General features: G+C 71.1%; 4 protein-coding genes. 3 read left to right on the top strand and 1 reads right to left on the bottom strand.

Translation table 11 applies throughout. The features are described 5' to 3' along the window. From ACH4EW_RS16015 to ACH4EW_RS16005, 3 genes are all read left to right on the top strand, one after another. The coding region (locus ACH4EW_RS16015) for an SDR family NAD(P)-dependent oxidoreductase (RefSeq protein ID WP_398256844.1) at positions 1–6,813 on the top strand (6,813 nt) is incomplete at its 5' end. A gap of 7 nt (positions 6,814–6,820) precedes the next feature. After that, positions 6,821–10,897, top strand: a complete 4,077-nt coding sequence (locus ACH4EW_RS16010) for a type I polyketide synthase (protein WP_398256841.1) — start codon at positions 6,821–6,823, stop codon at positions 10,895–10,897. Positions 10,898–11,407: 510 nt separating this feature from the next. Continuing rightward, positions 11,408–12,643, top strand: coding sequence for a hypothetical protein (locus ACH4EW_RS16005; protein WP_398256839.1), 1,236 nt, complete (start codon positions 11,408–11,410; stop codon positions 12,641–12,643). A gap of 25 nt (positions 12,644–12,668) precedes the next feature. On the opposite strand, the gene ACH4EW_RS16000 is transcribed toward ACH4EW_RS16005, so the two are convergent. Beyond that, on the bottom strand, positions 12,669–15,569 hold the full coding sequence (locus tag ACH4EW_RS16000; protein WP_398256836.1) for an AAA family ATPase: 2,901 nt from the start codon (positions 15,567–15,569) through the stop codon (positions 12,669–12,671). Positions 15,570–15,629: the final 60 nt, after the last annotated feature.

Below are 15,629 nucleotides of genomic sequence, written 5' to 3'. Positions count from 1 at the left end.
GCGGGGGGTGAGTTGTCGCCGGAGATGCTGTTGCGTGCGGTGGGTGTGGGTGAGCCGCAGGTTGTGGTGGTGGATGGTGTTGTGCTGGTGCCGCGGTTGGTGCGGGCGGGTGTGCCTGCGGTGGTCAAGGGTGCTGAGGGTGCTGAGGGTGTGGATTTGAGTGGTGGGACGGTGTTGGTGACGGGTGGTACGGGTGGTTTGGGTGTGGTGTTGGTGCGGCATTTGGTGTCGGTGTGTGGAGTGCGGCGGTTGGTGTTGGTGAGTCGGAGTGGTGGTGTGGGTTCGGGTGGGTTGGTGGAGTCGTTGGTGGGGTTGGGTGCGGAGTCGGTTGAGGTGGTGGCGTGTGATGTGGCGGATCGGGAGGCGTTGGCTGGGGTGTTGGCGGGGATTCCTGGGGAGTTTCCGTTGGTGGGTGTGGTGCATGCGGCGGGTGTGTTGGATGACGGTTTGGTGGGTTCGTTGTCGGTGGAGCGGTTGGCTGGTGTGTTGCGGCCGAAGATGTTGGGTGGGTGGAATCTGCATGAGTTGACGAGTGGTCTGGGGTTGGGTCTGTTTGCGGTGTTTTCTTCTGCGGCTGGTGTGTTGGGTGCGCCGGGGCAGGGGAATTATGCGGCGGGGAATGCGTTTTTGGATGGGTTGGTGGAGTCGCGGGTTGCGGGTGGTTTGTCGGGTGTGTCGTTGGCGTGGGGTGTGTGGGGGGATGAGGGTGTGGGGGGTATGGGTGGTGGGTTGTCGGAGGGTGATCGGTTGCGGATGGCGCGGGGTGGTGTGCTGCCGTTGACGGTGGCGGAGGGTCTGCGGTTGTTCGATGTGGGTGTGCGTGCGGGTTCGGCCCTCGTGCCGGTACGGCTCGATGTCGACGCGCTACGGGCGCAGGGCACGGAGCTCTCGCCCCTCTACCACCACCTCGTCCCCACCGTGCGCCGTACTGCCGCCGTCAGCGACGGAACCACCGCCGACTCCCTGCACCAGCAGCTCTCCGCGCTCACCCCGGCCGAGCGGGAGCGGGCACTGCTCAACGTGGTACGGGGCCAGATCGCCGACGTCCTGGGCCACGCCAACCCCGCGTCCATCGCCCCCGACCGTGCCTTCAGCGACCTCGGCTTCGACTCCCTCACCTCGGTCGAACTGCGCAACGGACTGAACGCGGCGACGGGCCTGCGGCTGCCCGCCACGCTCGTCTTCGACTATCCGACCGCGGGCGACCTCGCCGACTTCCTCCATGACGAACTGCTCGGCACCCTCGACGCCCCCACCGCCACGGCGGTGAAGCACAGGGGCCCCGTGAGCGACGATCCGATCGTCATCGTCGGCATGTCCTGCCGCTACCCCGGAGGCATCGAGTCGCCGGAAGATCTGTGGAACCTGGTCTTCGACGGCAGGGACGCCGTCTCCGAGTTCCCGGAGGACCGAGGCTGGGACACCCACGCGATCTTCGACCCGAAGGGCGAGCGCCCGGACACCACCTACGTCAACAAGGGCGGATTCCTCCACGACGCCGCCGACTTCGACGCCGCCTTTTTCCGCATCAGCCCCAACGAGGCGCTGAGCACGGACCCCCAGCAGCGCCTGCTCCTGGAAGCGTCCTGGGAGGCGTTCGAGCGCGCGGGCATCGACCCGGCCACACTCAAGGGCAGCGCCACCGGTGTCTTCGCGGGCCTGATGTACCACGACTACCCGACCAGCCACAGCGCGGGCAGCATCGTCTCCGGCCGCATCGCCTACACCTACGGCCTCGAAGGCCCCGCGGTCACCGTGGACACGGCGTGCTCCTCCTCGCTGGTGGCGCTGCACCTCGCCGGCCAGGCGCTCCGCAACGGCGAGTGCTCACTCGCGCTGGTCGGCGGCGTGACGGTGATGTCCACGCCCGCCACCTTCCTGGAGTTCAGCAGGCAGCGTGGCCTCGCCAGGAACGGCCGGTGCAAGTCCTTCGCCGAGGCGGCGGACGGCACCGGATGGTCCGAGGGCGTCGGCGTGCTGGTCGTCGAGCGGCTCTCCGACGCCCAGCGCAACGGGCACCAGGTGCTCGCGGTGGTTCGCGGCTCCGCCGTCAACCAGGACGGCGCCAGCAACGGCCTCACCGCCCCCAACGGCCCGTCCCAACAGCGGGTGATCCGCGCCGCGTTGGCGGAAGCCCGGCTGTCGACCGACGAGATCGACACCGTGGAGGCGCACGGCACCGGCACCGTCCTGGGCGACCCCATCGAGGCGCAGGCCCTCATCGCCACCTACGGCCGCGACCGCACGGCGGAGCAGCCGCTGTGGCTCGGCTCCATCAAGTCGAACCTGGGCCACACCCAGGCCGCCGCCGGCGTCGCCGGAATCATCAAGATGGTCATGGCCATGCGCCAAGGGGTGCTCCCGAAGACCCTGCACGTGGACGAGCCGTCGTCGAAGGTGGACTGGACGGCCGGGCGGGTCGAGCTGCTGACGGAGTCCAGGCCCTGGAAGGTCACCAGGCCGAGGCGCGCCGCCATCTCCTCCTTCGGGATCAGCGGCACCAACGCCCACGTCATCATCGAGCAGGCCCCCGAGCCCACCAAGCCGGGGCCCGACTTCCCGCGACAGGACGACGTCCCCGGCTCACTCCTGCTCCCGGTGTCCGCCGCGAGCCCGGCGGCGCTCCGTGCCAAGGCGCAGGCCCTGGCCGAGCTGCTGGACGGCGAGAACGCCCCCCACCCGGTGGACGTGGCCGTGGCGCTCACGACCAAGCGTGCGCAGCTTGAGCGCCGCGCGGTCGTCCTCGGCACCGGCCGCGACGATGCGATCGCGGGCCTGCGGGCCCTGGCGGCCGGTGAGACCACGACGAGCCTGGTCGAAGGGACCGCGGTCAAGGGCCGGTTGGCGTTCCTGTTCACCGGTCAGGGCGCCCAGCGCATCGGTATGGGGCGTGAACTCGCCGGAGCCTTCCCCGTGTTCGCGGATGCTTTGGATGAGGTGTGTTCGCACCTCGACCCGTTGCTCCCGCGGCCGCTGAGGGACGTGGTGTTCGCGGCGGAGGGCTCGGACGAGGCCGCTCTGCTGGATCGCACCGAGTATGCGCAGCCTGCCCTGTTCGCCGTCGAGGTGGCTCTGTTCCGGCTCGTCGCCTCGTGGGGCGTGCGCCCGGACGTGCTGGCCGGACACTCCATCGGCGAGATCAGTGCCGCCTGCGTGGCCGGCGTGTTCTCCCTCGCGGACGCGGCGGCGCTGGTGGCGGCCCGGGGACGGCTGATGCAGGCCCTCCCGGCCGGTGGCGTGATGGCCGCCGTCCAGGCCACGGAGGACGACGTACGCGAACTGCTGGACGGGGTGGACGACGCGGCGATCGCCGCCGTCAACGGCCCCCGCTCCGTGGTCGTTTCCGGCACCGCCGCTTCCGTGGACGCGGTGGTGGAGGCCGTGAAGGCCAAGGGCGGCAAGACCTCCCGCCTCAAGGTCTCCCACGCCTTCCACTCACCCCTGATGGACCCCATGCTCGACGAGTTCGAACGCGTGGTGAACGGCCTCACCTTCCACGAGCCCACGCTGCCCGTCGTCTCCAACGTCACCGGGCAACTCGCCACCCCCGCCGACCTCACCTCGCCCCGGTACTGGGTCAGGCACGTACGGGAAGCGGTCCGCTTCGCCGACGGGATACGGGCCCTGACCGAGGACGGGGTCACCACCTTCCTGGAGATCGGCCCCGACGCCGTCCTCACCGCCATGGCCACCGACGCCCTCCCCGAGGACACCGACGCCCAGACCATCCCCCTCCAGCGCCGGAACAGGCCGGAGGAGCCCGAGGCACTGACCGCCCTGGCCCGGCTCTGGGCCCACGGGCACACCATCGACTGGACCACCCTCCACACCGACGGCCAGGCCCGCCCGGTCGACCTGCCCACCTACCCCTTCCAACGCCGGCGCTACTGGATCGACGGTTACTCCCCGTTCGGCGCGGCCTCAGGTGGCGGCGATCACCCGCTGCTCGGCGCGGCCGTCGTGCTCGCCGAGGCCGACAGCCTGCTCTTCAGCGGGCAGCTCTCCACCCGGATCCAGCCCTGGCTGGTCGACCACGCCATCGGCGACACCGTGCTGTTCCCCGGCACCGGCTTCGTGGAGATGGCCATCGCCGCCGGTGACCAGGCAGGCTGCCCGGTGCTCGCGGAGATGACGCTGGAGATGCCGCTGGTGCTCCCGGAGCGCGGTGCCGTCCACACCCAGCTCGTGGTGCACGCCCCCGACGACTCGGGCCGCCGCACCTTCACCATCCACTCGCGTGGTGAGGGCGCCGTGGACGAGGTGCCGTGGGTGCGGCACGCCTCGGGTGTGCTCGTCGCCGCGGCGCCCACCGTCGCGGACGGCACGGAGTTCGCCGTCTGGCCTCCGGTGGGTGCGGTGCCGGTGCCGGTTGAGGGCGTGTACGAGCGGTTCACCGAGGGCGGTCTGTCGTACGGCCCCGCGTTCCGCGGCCTGCGGAGCGCCTGGCGGCTCGGCGACGACGTGTTCGCCGAGGTCGCGCTGCCGGACGGCGTGGCCGTGGACGGGTTCGGAGTGCACCCGGCGGTGCTGGACGCGGCGCTGCACGCCGTGGGGCTGAGCGCCGTGGGGGAGCGGGCCGGGCTGCCGTTCGCCTGGTCGGGCGTCGAGCTGTTCGCTACGGGCGCCACCGCGTTGCGGGTGCGGGTGCGCCCGCTGGGCTCGGGCGCGGAGTCCGGTGCCGGGGCGGTGTCGCTCGCGGTGGCGGATGCTGCCGGGCAGGCAGTGGCCTCGGTGGAGCGGCTGGACGTACGGCCGATCTCCGAAGAGCAACTGGCACAGGCTCGCACCGAGTTCATCGATTCCCTGTACCGCGTGGACTGGGCCGCGCTGCCCGCCGTCCCCTCCGGCACCGGCACCGGAAAATGGGCGGTGGTCGGCACCGGCGCCGCCGCGTGGTCGGAGACACTGGCCACGGTGGTAGGCAGCACCGCGGTGGTGCCGGAGCTCGGGGACGCGGGAGACGCGGGCATTGTTGTGCTGCCGGTCCTCGGCGCCACCGACACCACCGACACCGCCGGGTCCGTACGCGAGCTGACACACCGGACGCTCGCCGACCTCCAGACCTGGCTGGCGGACGACCGGTTCGCCGCCTCGACGCTGGTGGTCGTGACCCAGGGCGCGGTGCCCACCGCAGACGGCGACATCGCCGACCTCGCGGCCGCCACCGTGAGCGGGCTCGTACGGTCCGCACAGATGGAGAACCCCGGCCGGATCGTGCTGGTCGACGTGGACGGCACCGAAGCCTCGCTGACCGCCCTGCCCGGAGCGGTACGCGTCCAGGAGCCCCAACTATCGATCCGAAAAGGTGTGTTGGCGGCCCCGAGGCTGGCGCGCGTCCCCGTCGCCCCCGCCCAGCCGGAGAAGGCCTGGGACGCCGAGGGCACCGTCCTGGTGACCGGCGCCACCGGCGCCCTGGGCGCCCTGGTCGTACGCCACCTGGTCGCCGAGCACGGTGTCGGCCACCTGCTGCTGACCAGCCGGCGGGGCCAGGACGCGCCGGGCGCCTCCGAGTTGCGCGCGGAACTGGCCGAGCGCGGCGTGAGCGTTACGCTCGCCGCCTGCGACGCCGCCGACCGGTCCCAACTGGCCGGCCTGCTGGCGGCGGTCCCTGCCGAGCACCCGCTCACCGCGGTCGTGCACGTCGCGGGAGTGCTCGACGACGGCGTCATAGGCTCGCTGACCCCTGAGCGCATGGACACGGTCCTCAGGCCCAAGGTCGACGCCGCCTGGAACCTGCACGAGCTGACCCGCGACCTCGACCTGTCGGCGTTCGTGCTCTTCTCCTCCATCGCCGGCGCGCTCGGGGTTCCGGGACAGGGCAACTACGCCGCCGCCAACTCCTTCCTCGACGCCCTGGCCCAGCGTCGCCGCTCCCAGAACCTGGCGGCCACCTCGCTGGCCTGGGGCCTGTGGGCGGACGACGGCGGCATGGCCGGTGGGATGAGCGTCACCGGCGCCCACCGCATGGCACGCTCCAGTGCGGGCGCGCTCACCCCCGAGCAAGGCCTCGCCCTCCTCGACACGGCTGTCCTCGGCACGGAGCGCACCGGCGCCCCCGCCGACGCGCTCCTCGTCCCGGTCGTGCTGGACGTACGGGCCATGGCGCAGGGCGGCGAAGAGGAACTGCCGCCGCTCTTCCGCGGCCTGGTCCGGGCGCCCGGGCGCCGCGCCTCCCAGGCCGTCGCGGCGGCGCCCGCCGACTCCCAGCGCCTGCGCGCCCGCCTCGCCGAGGCACCGGCGGCAGAGCGGAAGGAACTGCTCATCGAGGTGGTGCGCGGGCACGTCGTGGCACTGCTCGGCCACGCCGGCGCCGAGGCCGTCGACGCCGACCGGTCCTTCAGCGACCTGGGCTTCGACTCGCTGACCGCCGTGGAGTTCCGCAACCGCCTGGGCGCGGCCACCGGGCTCCGCCTCCCGGCCGCGCTCATCTTCGACTACCCGAGCACCAGGGCCGTGGCGGGCCACCTGTGGGAGGAACTCGCTCCCCGGACCGGGGACGGCGCAGACGGCACGGACGGCGTCTCGGCCGAGGCACGCGTCCGCAGTGCCCTCGCGGCCATCCCGCTGTCCCGGCTGCGGGAGGCGGGCCTTATGGACAGCCTGCTCGAACTCGCGGGGATCGAGGCGGACGCCGTGGCCGCCGAGGACGCGGACGCCACTGACTCCATTGACGTCATGGACGCCGACGCCCTGATCAGCATGGCCCTCGCGGACTCCGGCCCCGGCGACACCGAAGGGGACGGCGACGCGGGTGACCACTACGGATACGACCAGGACGAGTTCGACGTCAACGACACGACGTGGGAGAAGTGACACCGCCATGACTGAGACCAGTCGTCCAGGCCGGGCCGCTCAGCCCCCCGGGCCCGATGGGTCCCGCGCGAAGCTCGTCGACGCGCTGCGGGCGTCTGTCAAGGAGACCGAGCGGCTGCGCGAGCAGAACCGCAAGCTGACCGCCGCCGCGCGGGAACCCCTCGCCATCGTCGGGATGGCGTGCCGCTACCCCGGCGGGGTCCGCTCGCCCGAGGACCTGTGGCGGCTGGTCTCCGAAGGGGCCGACGCCATCACCGAGTTCCCCGCCGACCGGGGCTGGGACCTCGACGCCCTCTACGACCCCGACCCGGAGCACGACGGCACCTCGTACTCCCGGCACGGCGGGTTCCTCCACGACGCGGGGGACTTCGACCCCGCCTTCTTCAGCGTGGCGCCGCGCGAGGCCCGCGCGATCGACCCCCAGCAGCGGCTGCTGCTCGAGGTCGCCTGGGAGGCGCTGGAGAACGCCCGGCTGGTGCCGGGGGCGCTGCGCGGCAGCCGCACCGGCGTCTTCGCCGGGGTGATGTACCACGACTACATCAACAGCTACGGCAGCGGCAGCGTCGTCCCCGGACGGGTCTCCTACACCTTCGGTTTCGAGGGCCCCGCGGTCACTGTGGACACGGCGTGCTCCTCGTCGCTGGTGGCGCTGCACCTGGCAGCCCAGGCGCTGCGTAACGGCGAGTGCTCGCTCGCGCTCGCCGCGGGCGTCACCGTGATGTCCACGCCGGGGACGTTCGTCGACTTCAGCAGGCAGCGCGGGCTCGCCGGCGACGGCCGGTGCAAGTCCTTCGCCGAGGCCGCCGACGGCACCGGCTTCTCCGAGGGCGTCGGCGTGCTGGCTCTTGAGCGGCTCTCCGACGCTCGGCGCAACGGGCACCGGGTGCTCGCCCTGGTGCGTGGCAGCGCCGTGAACCAGGACGGCGCGAGCAACGGACTCACCGCTCCGAACGGGCCGGCCCAACAGCGCGTCATCCGGGCCGCGTTGGCGAACGCCCGGCTCTCGGCCGACCAGGTCGACGCGGTGGAGGCGCACGGTACAGGCACCGTCCTCGGCGACCCCATCGAAGCCCAGGCACTGCTGGCGACCTACGGCAGGAACCGCCCCGACGACCAGCCCCTGTGGCTCGGCTCCATCAAGTCGAACCTCGGACACACCCAGGCCGCCGCGGGCGTTGCCGGAATCATCAAGATGGTCATGGCCATGCGCCACGGCATCCTGCCAAGGACCCTGCACGTGGACCAGCCGTCGTCCAAGGTGGACTGGTCCGCGGGCCGGGTCGAGCTGCTGACCGAGGCCAGGCCCTGGGAGACCACCAGGCCGCGGCGCGCCGCCGTCTCCTCCTTCGGCATCAGCGGCACCAACGCCCATGTGATCCTCGAACAGGCCCCGAGCGCCGTGGCCGCCCAGGAGGACGACCCTGCGCGGGAGGGTATCCGCACACCGGTGCTCTGGCCGATATCCGGCGCCAACGCCCACGCCCTGCGCGACCAGGCCGCGGCCCTGCTCCACCTCCTCGAAGACCCCGGGGCCCCCTCCCTCACCGACATCGGCTACTCCCTCGCCACCACCCGCGCCCACCTCGACCACCGCGCCGCCGTCACCGCCTCCGACGCGGTCGAGCTCACCACCGCCCTCACCGCCCTCACCGACGACACCCCCGCTCCCAACCTCGCCCGTGCCACTGCCCACACGGGCGGCAAGACTGCCTTCCTCTTCACTGGGCAGGGCGCCCAGCGCGTCGGTATGGGGCGTGAACTCGCCGGAGCCTTCCCCGTGTTCGCCCAGGCCCTGGACGAGGTGTGTTCGCACCTCGACCCGTTGCTCCCGCGGCCGCTGAGGGACGTGGTGTTCGCGGCGGAGGGCTCGGACGAGGCCGCTCTGCTGGACCGTACCGAGTACGCGCAGCCTGCCCTGTTCGCCATCGAGGTGGCTCTGTTCCGGCTCGTCGCCTCGTGGGGCGTGCGCCCGGACGTGCTGGCCGGACACTCCATCGGCGAGATCAGTGCCGCCTGCGTGGCCGGCGTGTTCTCCCTCGCGGACGCGGCGGCGCTGGTGGCGGCCCGGGGACGGCTGATGCAGGCCCTCCCGGCCGGTGGTGTGATGGCCGCCGTCCAGGCCACGGAGGACGACGTACGCGAACTGCTGGACGGGGTGGACGACGCGGCGATCGCCGCCGTCAACGGCCCCCGCTCCGTGGTCGTTTCCGGCACCGCCGCCTCGGTGGAAGCGGTGGTGGAGGCCGTGAAGACCAAGGGCGGCAAGACCTCCCGCCTCAAGGTCTCCCACGCCTTCCACTCACCCCTCATGGACCCCATGCTCGACGAGTTCGAACGCGTGGTGAACGGCCTCACCTTCCACGAGCCCACGCTGCCCGTCGTCTCCAACGTCACCGGGCAACTCGCCACCCCCGCCGGCCTCACCTCGCCCCGGTACTGGGTCAGGCACGTACGAGAAGCGGTCCGCTTCGCCGACGGAGTGCGCGCCGCCGGGGCACGAGGCATCACCCGCTTCGTCGAGATCGGCCCCGACGCGGTGCTTTCCGGCCTCGTCCAGCCCAGCCTGGACCCCGAGGACGCCGAGCGGGCCACCGTAGTGCCCCTGATGCGCAGAAACCGCGCCGAGACCGGCACCCTCCTCGCCGGAGTGGGACTGCTGCACGCCGCCGGGGCCGGGCTGGACTGGCAGACGCTGTACGAGGACAGCGGCGCACGGGCGGTGGACCTGCCCACCTACGCCTTCCAGCACCGCCGCTACTGGACCGCCTCGCCCGCGCTCTTCGGCGGGGCCGTGACGGACGGGCTCGAACCAGCGGCCGTCAGCGAGCCCCCCGACGCTCTCGCGGCCGGCAGGCTCCGCGCCCGGCTCGACGAACTCCCCGAGCCCGAACGGGAGAAAGTGCTGACCGAAGTCGTCGTGGAACACGTGGCAGCGGTGCTCGGCCATGACTCCGCCGGAGAACTCGACCCGGAACGCGGCTTCCTCGAAGTGGGCGTTGACTCGCTGTCCGCGATGGAACTGCGCAAGAACCTCCAGCGGGCCACCGGCCTCGAAGTCCCCGCCGCCGCCGTCTTCGACCTCGGCACCCCAGCCCGCCTCGCCGCGCACCTCGCCACCGAACTGCGATCCGCACCACCGGCAGAGGCCCCCGGCACCACCGTGCCGGCCACCGCCGCCGATCCGACCCGCATGCCGGAGGCCGTCAGCGAACTGTTCCGCGCCGCCGTCCGCGACGGCAAGATGGCCGAGGGAACGGCCTTGCTGGGCGCCGTGGCGGAGCTGCGCCCCGCCTTCACGACCGCCGCTCAACTCGGCGCAGTGAGCCCGCCGGTGCGGCTGGCCAAGGGCCCCGAAGGTCCCATGCTCATCTGCTTCCCGTCCCCGATGGCGCTCGCCGGGGCCCAGCAGTACGCCCGGCTCGCCGCGGGCTTCCGGGACGTGCGCGACGTGCACGTCGTCACCCCGCCCGGCTTCGTGGACGGCGAACCGCTGCCCGCCTCGGTGGACGCGGCCGTCGACCACTTGGCCCGGAGCGTAAGGGAGTTGGCGGGGGACACGCCGTTCGCCCTCGTCGGCTACTCCTCCGGCGGCCAGTTCGCGCACGCCACCGCCAGCCGCCTGGAGCGCGACGGGGTGACACCCGCCGCGGTCGTGCTGCTCGACACCTACCTCCCCCTCGACGGCGACGACCAGCGGTCCACCGGCGCCGACGACGCCGACGACGGGCTGTGGGCACGCATGCTCGACGGAATGATGGCGCGCGAGGACCACTTCGGGATGTTCTCCACCGCCAGGCTGTCGGCAATGGGCCGCTACAGCACCCTCATCAGGCAGTGCGCTCCCGAAGAGGTCACGGCACCCGTCCTGTTCGTACGGCCGACGGAGTCGTTCGTCAACGAGGCCGAGGAAGCCGGCGAAGCCGCGGCCGCCACCGAAGCCGACGACGAGAGCTGGCGCTCCTCCTGGTCGGCCCCGCACACCCTGCGTGAGATCCAGGGCAACCACTTCACCCTGCTGGAGAATTCGGCCCAGGCCACCGCCGAGGCCATCGAGATCTGGCTGCGATCTCTTCAGGACAACTAAGGGCTGTCCCGGAAGAAAGGCCCCGGTGCCGCGTACAGCGCACCGGGGTCTCGCACATACCCGTTGCGAGTCGGCCAAGCACGCCGATATGAGTGGCGTGAATTCATCAATACCGACCCCTTAGGGGGTTCAGGGGCTTTTTTGTGCCGGTGGCGATCGTTTACAGTGAATGCAGCCGGTTGTGAGAGTGTCTCTCGTTTTGCGGTCCAGCGCATTCTCTGTTCCGTGCAACCTCGCACCGCCGGTCGCGTAGCTCTCCCGGAAGTACAGACTCGTACCGAACATTCGGCGGCTTCGGGCCAGTCGGGCCCCTCGGGTTTGGCCCCTGAGGATTCGGCCGACCGTATTCGCACAGCGCCTTGTGCGTGGTACGCCCCGGCGCCCGACCACAGGATGCGATCTCATATTGCATGAGCTGTTGACCCATCAGGCTCCCCGTGAATTCCTGCTTGTGCGCAAGCAGAGGCGAAATTTCGCGCTTCGGCGGCAGCGGCAGGGGAGATTGTCTTCATGACCGACGAGTTCCCCGCGCCGCGCTACAGCATCGTCGTCCTGAACGCTCCCGCCGAGCCGCAGATCCGCTCGATGCTGCTGATAGCCCAGGAACTGCAACGCCGGGGCCATCGGATCACCTGTGTGACTACCCGGGACTTCGCCCAACGCGCCGTCGCCACCGGCGTCGACGTCCTCGTCCACGAGTCCTGCCCCACCTACGGCCTGGAGGTGGACACCTGGGAATGCAGCGGCCCGGCCGATCCCGTCCTCGTCGCGGACACCCTCGACTGCGCCGAGGAGATCAATGCCGAATTCGTCGACGACATACCCGACCTGGTGCTCTACGAGACATCGGCGCGGGTCACCGCCCGCCTCCTGACATGCCGCTGGAACCGGCCCGCCGTACAGATACTCCCGTCGTTCGCCCACGGCGACACGGTCGTCGGCGACGAGGCACCCCAGATCGAGTCCGACGCTGACAGCAACGCCTGCATCAGAGAACTGCCCACCCGAATCAGAGAGCGCCTTTTCCAGTTCCTCTCCCCGGGGGCAAAGGCCGGCATCTCGCCGAGCAACTTCTGTACGAAGCCCGAGCCCCTGTCGATAGCGCTGCTGCCCAGGGAGTTCCAGGCCGAAGGCGACCTCTTCGATGGCCATGTCGCTTTCGTCGGACCCTGCATACCCGAGCGCACGATGGACGAACGGTGGATGCCGCCGTCTACGGGGCTCCCTGTGGTGCTCCTCTCCCTCGACCCCGAACTTTTCGACGGCGCACCCGATTTCCTCCGCGCCTGTGTCGCCGCCCTCGCCGAGAAACCACTCCACCTGGTGATCGCGGCGGACGGCGACCCGGGAACCCTCTTCCCGGCCGGCGAAAAGCCCCACAATGTCGAGATCCACGACAATGTTCCACGGGCCGCGGTGCTGCGCCGGGCGGCCGCATTCGTCTGCCACTCGGACCTGAACAGCGTAATAGAATCTCTGTACTTCAATACACCCCTCGTCGCCGTGCCGACGTCGCATCGGCAGCGCGCGGTGGCCGACCGACTCACCGAACTCGGCCTCGGAGTACGGGTGTCCCTCGAGGACGCCGAACTCGCCACATTCGCCGACGCCGTCGCCGCCCTCGTCGACGACCTCGACGTCACCCGGTCCGTACGGGAGTTCCAGCGGCAGGCGCGCCGCGCGGGAGGCGCGCGGCGCGCCGCTGACGAGATCGAGCACTACCTGGAGTGGAGCTATGAGCCATAGACCCCCGCCCCGACGGGCACCGGGCTCAGGCCGACTCGGCGTCACCCGCCCGGACGATGTTGAGCCGCGCCGCCAGACCCCCCCTCCGGCTGACGTTCAGCTTGCGGTAGACTCGCGTCAGATGCTGTTCCACGGTACTGGTCGTGATGTACAGCTTGCGCCCTATAGCCCGGTTGGTGGCGCCCAGAGCGGCGAGTTCTGCGACCCGCCGCTCCGCCTCCGTCAGCAGCTCGGCGCCGTCAGGTCTCGACTCCGGGTATCTGGTCGCCACGTCGGGCAGGGGCGGGCGCGCCGGTGCCGACGTCGGCGACGGCCGGTCCCATTCCATGGCGACCTGGCATGACCGCAGCATCTCCGCTGCTTTGTCCGCCATCCCCTTGGCCTGGACGGCATCGCCCAACTGCCGGTAGGCGTCGCTGAGATCGGACAGCGCGCGGGCGAGCTCGAAACGCCCGAGGTCCGGATGGAGCAGCTGGATCGCCTGGTGGAGCAGCGCCGGGCGGTCCTCCAGATCCGACGTCGCGGCCAGCACCCGCAGCGAGACGCCCCGGGTGCGCGGCAGATGCGTCCCGGGACGATTCAGCTGTTCCTCCATGAGGAGCCGTGCTCTTCTGCGCTGCCCGAGGGCCAACGCCGCCTCCGCCGCGCCGCTGCGCCACGAGATGAACGACGGCAGATCGAGACCCCAGGCGTCCATCAGACGCCCGCAGCTCTCGAAGTCGGCCAGCGCGGCGGCTGGCCTGTTCCGAGACAGGTGGAACTGCCCGCGCGCGTTGAGGTAGTGCAGCCCGTACCGGGCGTCGAAGAGTGTGTCCGGCACCGGCAGTCGTACGTACTTCACCGCCAGCTCGTACTGCCCCATGAACGTGTTCGCCAGGATCAGGCTCGCCAGCGGGCTGCCGAGCGCCACACCCCAGCCGGTGGGGGAGAGCTGCGCCAGCGCGGCCTCCCCGTGCCGCACGGCCGTCGCCATGTCTCCCTGGCGGATCGCCGCCTCCGCGCGGATCGCCGCGAACGCCGCCTGCCAGGACGCCGAGCCGTGCTCCACCGCGACCTTGAGCAGCTCCTCCGACCAGGCCGCCGCCTTGTCGGGACGGTCCGCGCAGAGCAGCGTGAGCAGTGCCGCGTGCAGCGAGTCCAGGGTGTCGTCGCCCAGGCTGACGCTGTGCAGGACACCCTCCGCGGTCGTCACCGTGTCGTCGTTGGCACCCTGGCCGAGCAGCCGGGCCAGCTCGGAGATCGCTTCGCGCCCGAACGGGCGCACCGGCGCGACACCGAACCGCAGATCCGCGACCGGCGCCCCGCTCGCCTGCTTGTCGCCCGCAGCCCCCGCCGAGCCCGGCGCTTCCTCGGGCCCCAAGGAGCCCCCGGGAGCGGCGGTCAGCGAGGGATGTGTGTACGCGACCCAGCAGTTGAAGGCCGACAGCTCCTCCGAGGGGAAGCCGTGGCCCTCCGCCTCGTCCTCCTCCCACAGCGCCAGCGAATCGCGCGCCTCGTCGTACCGGCCGTGCCACAACAGGTTGCGGATCAGCAGGCTGGAGTCCTGTCCCGTTAAATGCCCGCGGCGCAGTGAATCCTTGAGCCACGCGGTGTGGCGCATCGCGCGCAGGGGGGATTTCCGCCAGTCGATGCGCATACGGTCCGCGATGAGCGCGCCGAGCTGGCGGCTGTTCGTGCCGTACGTCAGCGCGAGCTTGAGGTACTCGCCCGCCATCTCCGCCCTGCCCGCGGCCAGTTCGGCGTGGGCCGCGTCCCTCAGGACGTTGATCATCCACCCCTCGGGCGCCTTGCTCGCCGCGATGAGCTGCTTGGCGACCGCCACGGGCGGCGCGCCCTCGTTCTGGAGCACGGTCGCGACCCGCAGGTGCAGTTCGTGCCGCCGGTCCGGGGGCACCTGCTCCAGGATGGCTGTGCGCGCCGCGGGATGGCGGAACCTGCCGGAGTTCAGTAAGCCCTTGGCGGTGAGCGTGGCGATCGCGTGCTCGACGGTGGCGGTGTTCCTGCCGAGAATGTGGGCGATGGATACCGAGGGCATGACGGCGTCCATCGCGGCCACCGTGCGCGCGACTTCGAGCACCGCGGGGCCCGCCAGGAACAGGCAGCCCGTGAGCGCGTTGCGGAACGCCTCGTCAGGGATGGCCGGTTCGCGCTTGTGGCTTCCGGTATTGGTGCGGTGGGCCGCCTCGTAGTCATCGAGCAGCGCGGACAGAAAGAGCGGGCTGCCGCCCGACGCCTCGTAGTAGGAGTCGGTCAGCTCCATCGCCCTGGCCGGGCCGAGCCTTGCCCCGATCATGGCGTGGGTGCTGACCCGGGAGAGCATCTCCAGGCGGATCTTGCGGCAGTTCGGCTGCCGGAACAGCTCCGCGTGGAACACCGGGTGCGGCGAACGGATCGTGGACTCCTCGGCGAGCAGCAGCAGCGTCCGCGACGCCTTCGTCCTGCGTTGCAGGAACAGCAGCATCTGGAGGGACGGGCCGTCCGCGAACTGGAGGTCGTCGAAGCTCATGACGACAGGCCCCCGCCTGCCTAGTTCCAGCAGGATCGACCGCAGCCCGTGGGCCACCGTGATGCTCGGCTGGCTCGCCAGGATGGGATCGCTGCCCCGGCCGGCGGACAGCTCCTCCGTCAGCAGCTCGCTGACCCGGTCCCGGAACTCCAGCGGCAGTGCCTCGCTCCTGAAGAGCTGGTCCATCACGCCAAGCGGAATTTCGCGTTCTGCCGGGGAGGCGACCGCGGTCAATACCGTCGCGTGAGATGCCTCCGCCTGTTTGCAGAAAGTTTGTATCAATTGCGTTTTGCCGCTGCCAGTCGGTCCGCTGACGAGCGCGATGCTGCTTCGTCCCCCCGCGGCGTCCCTGAGCAGGGCAGTCAGCGTGGCCAGTTCACGCTCACGGTCGATGAGCCGAACCGTTGGCCGTGTTTCCATGCCGCCCCCCGAGCACGTCTATATCCCCCCGACCACCGTAAAGATAGCAAATGGAGTTCG

Source organism: Streptomyces sp. NPDC018000 (assembly GCF_044328025.1).
GTDB lineage: Bacteria > Actinomycetota > Actinomycetes > Streptomycetales > Streptomycetaceae > Streptomyces.
This window is presented reverse-complemented; position numbering and strand designations above follow the sequence as displayed.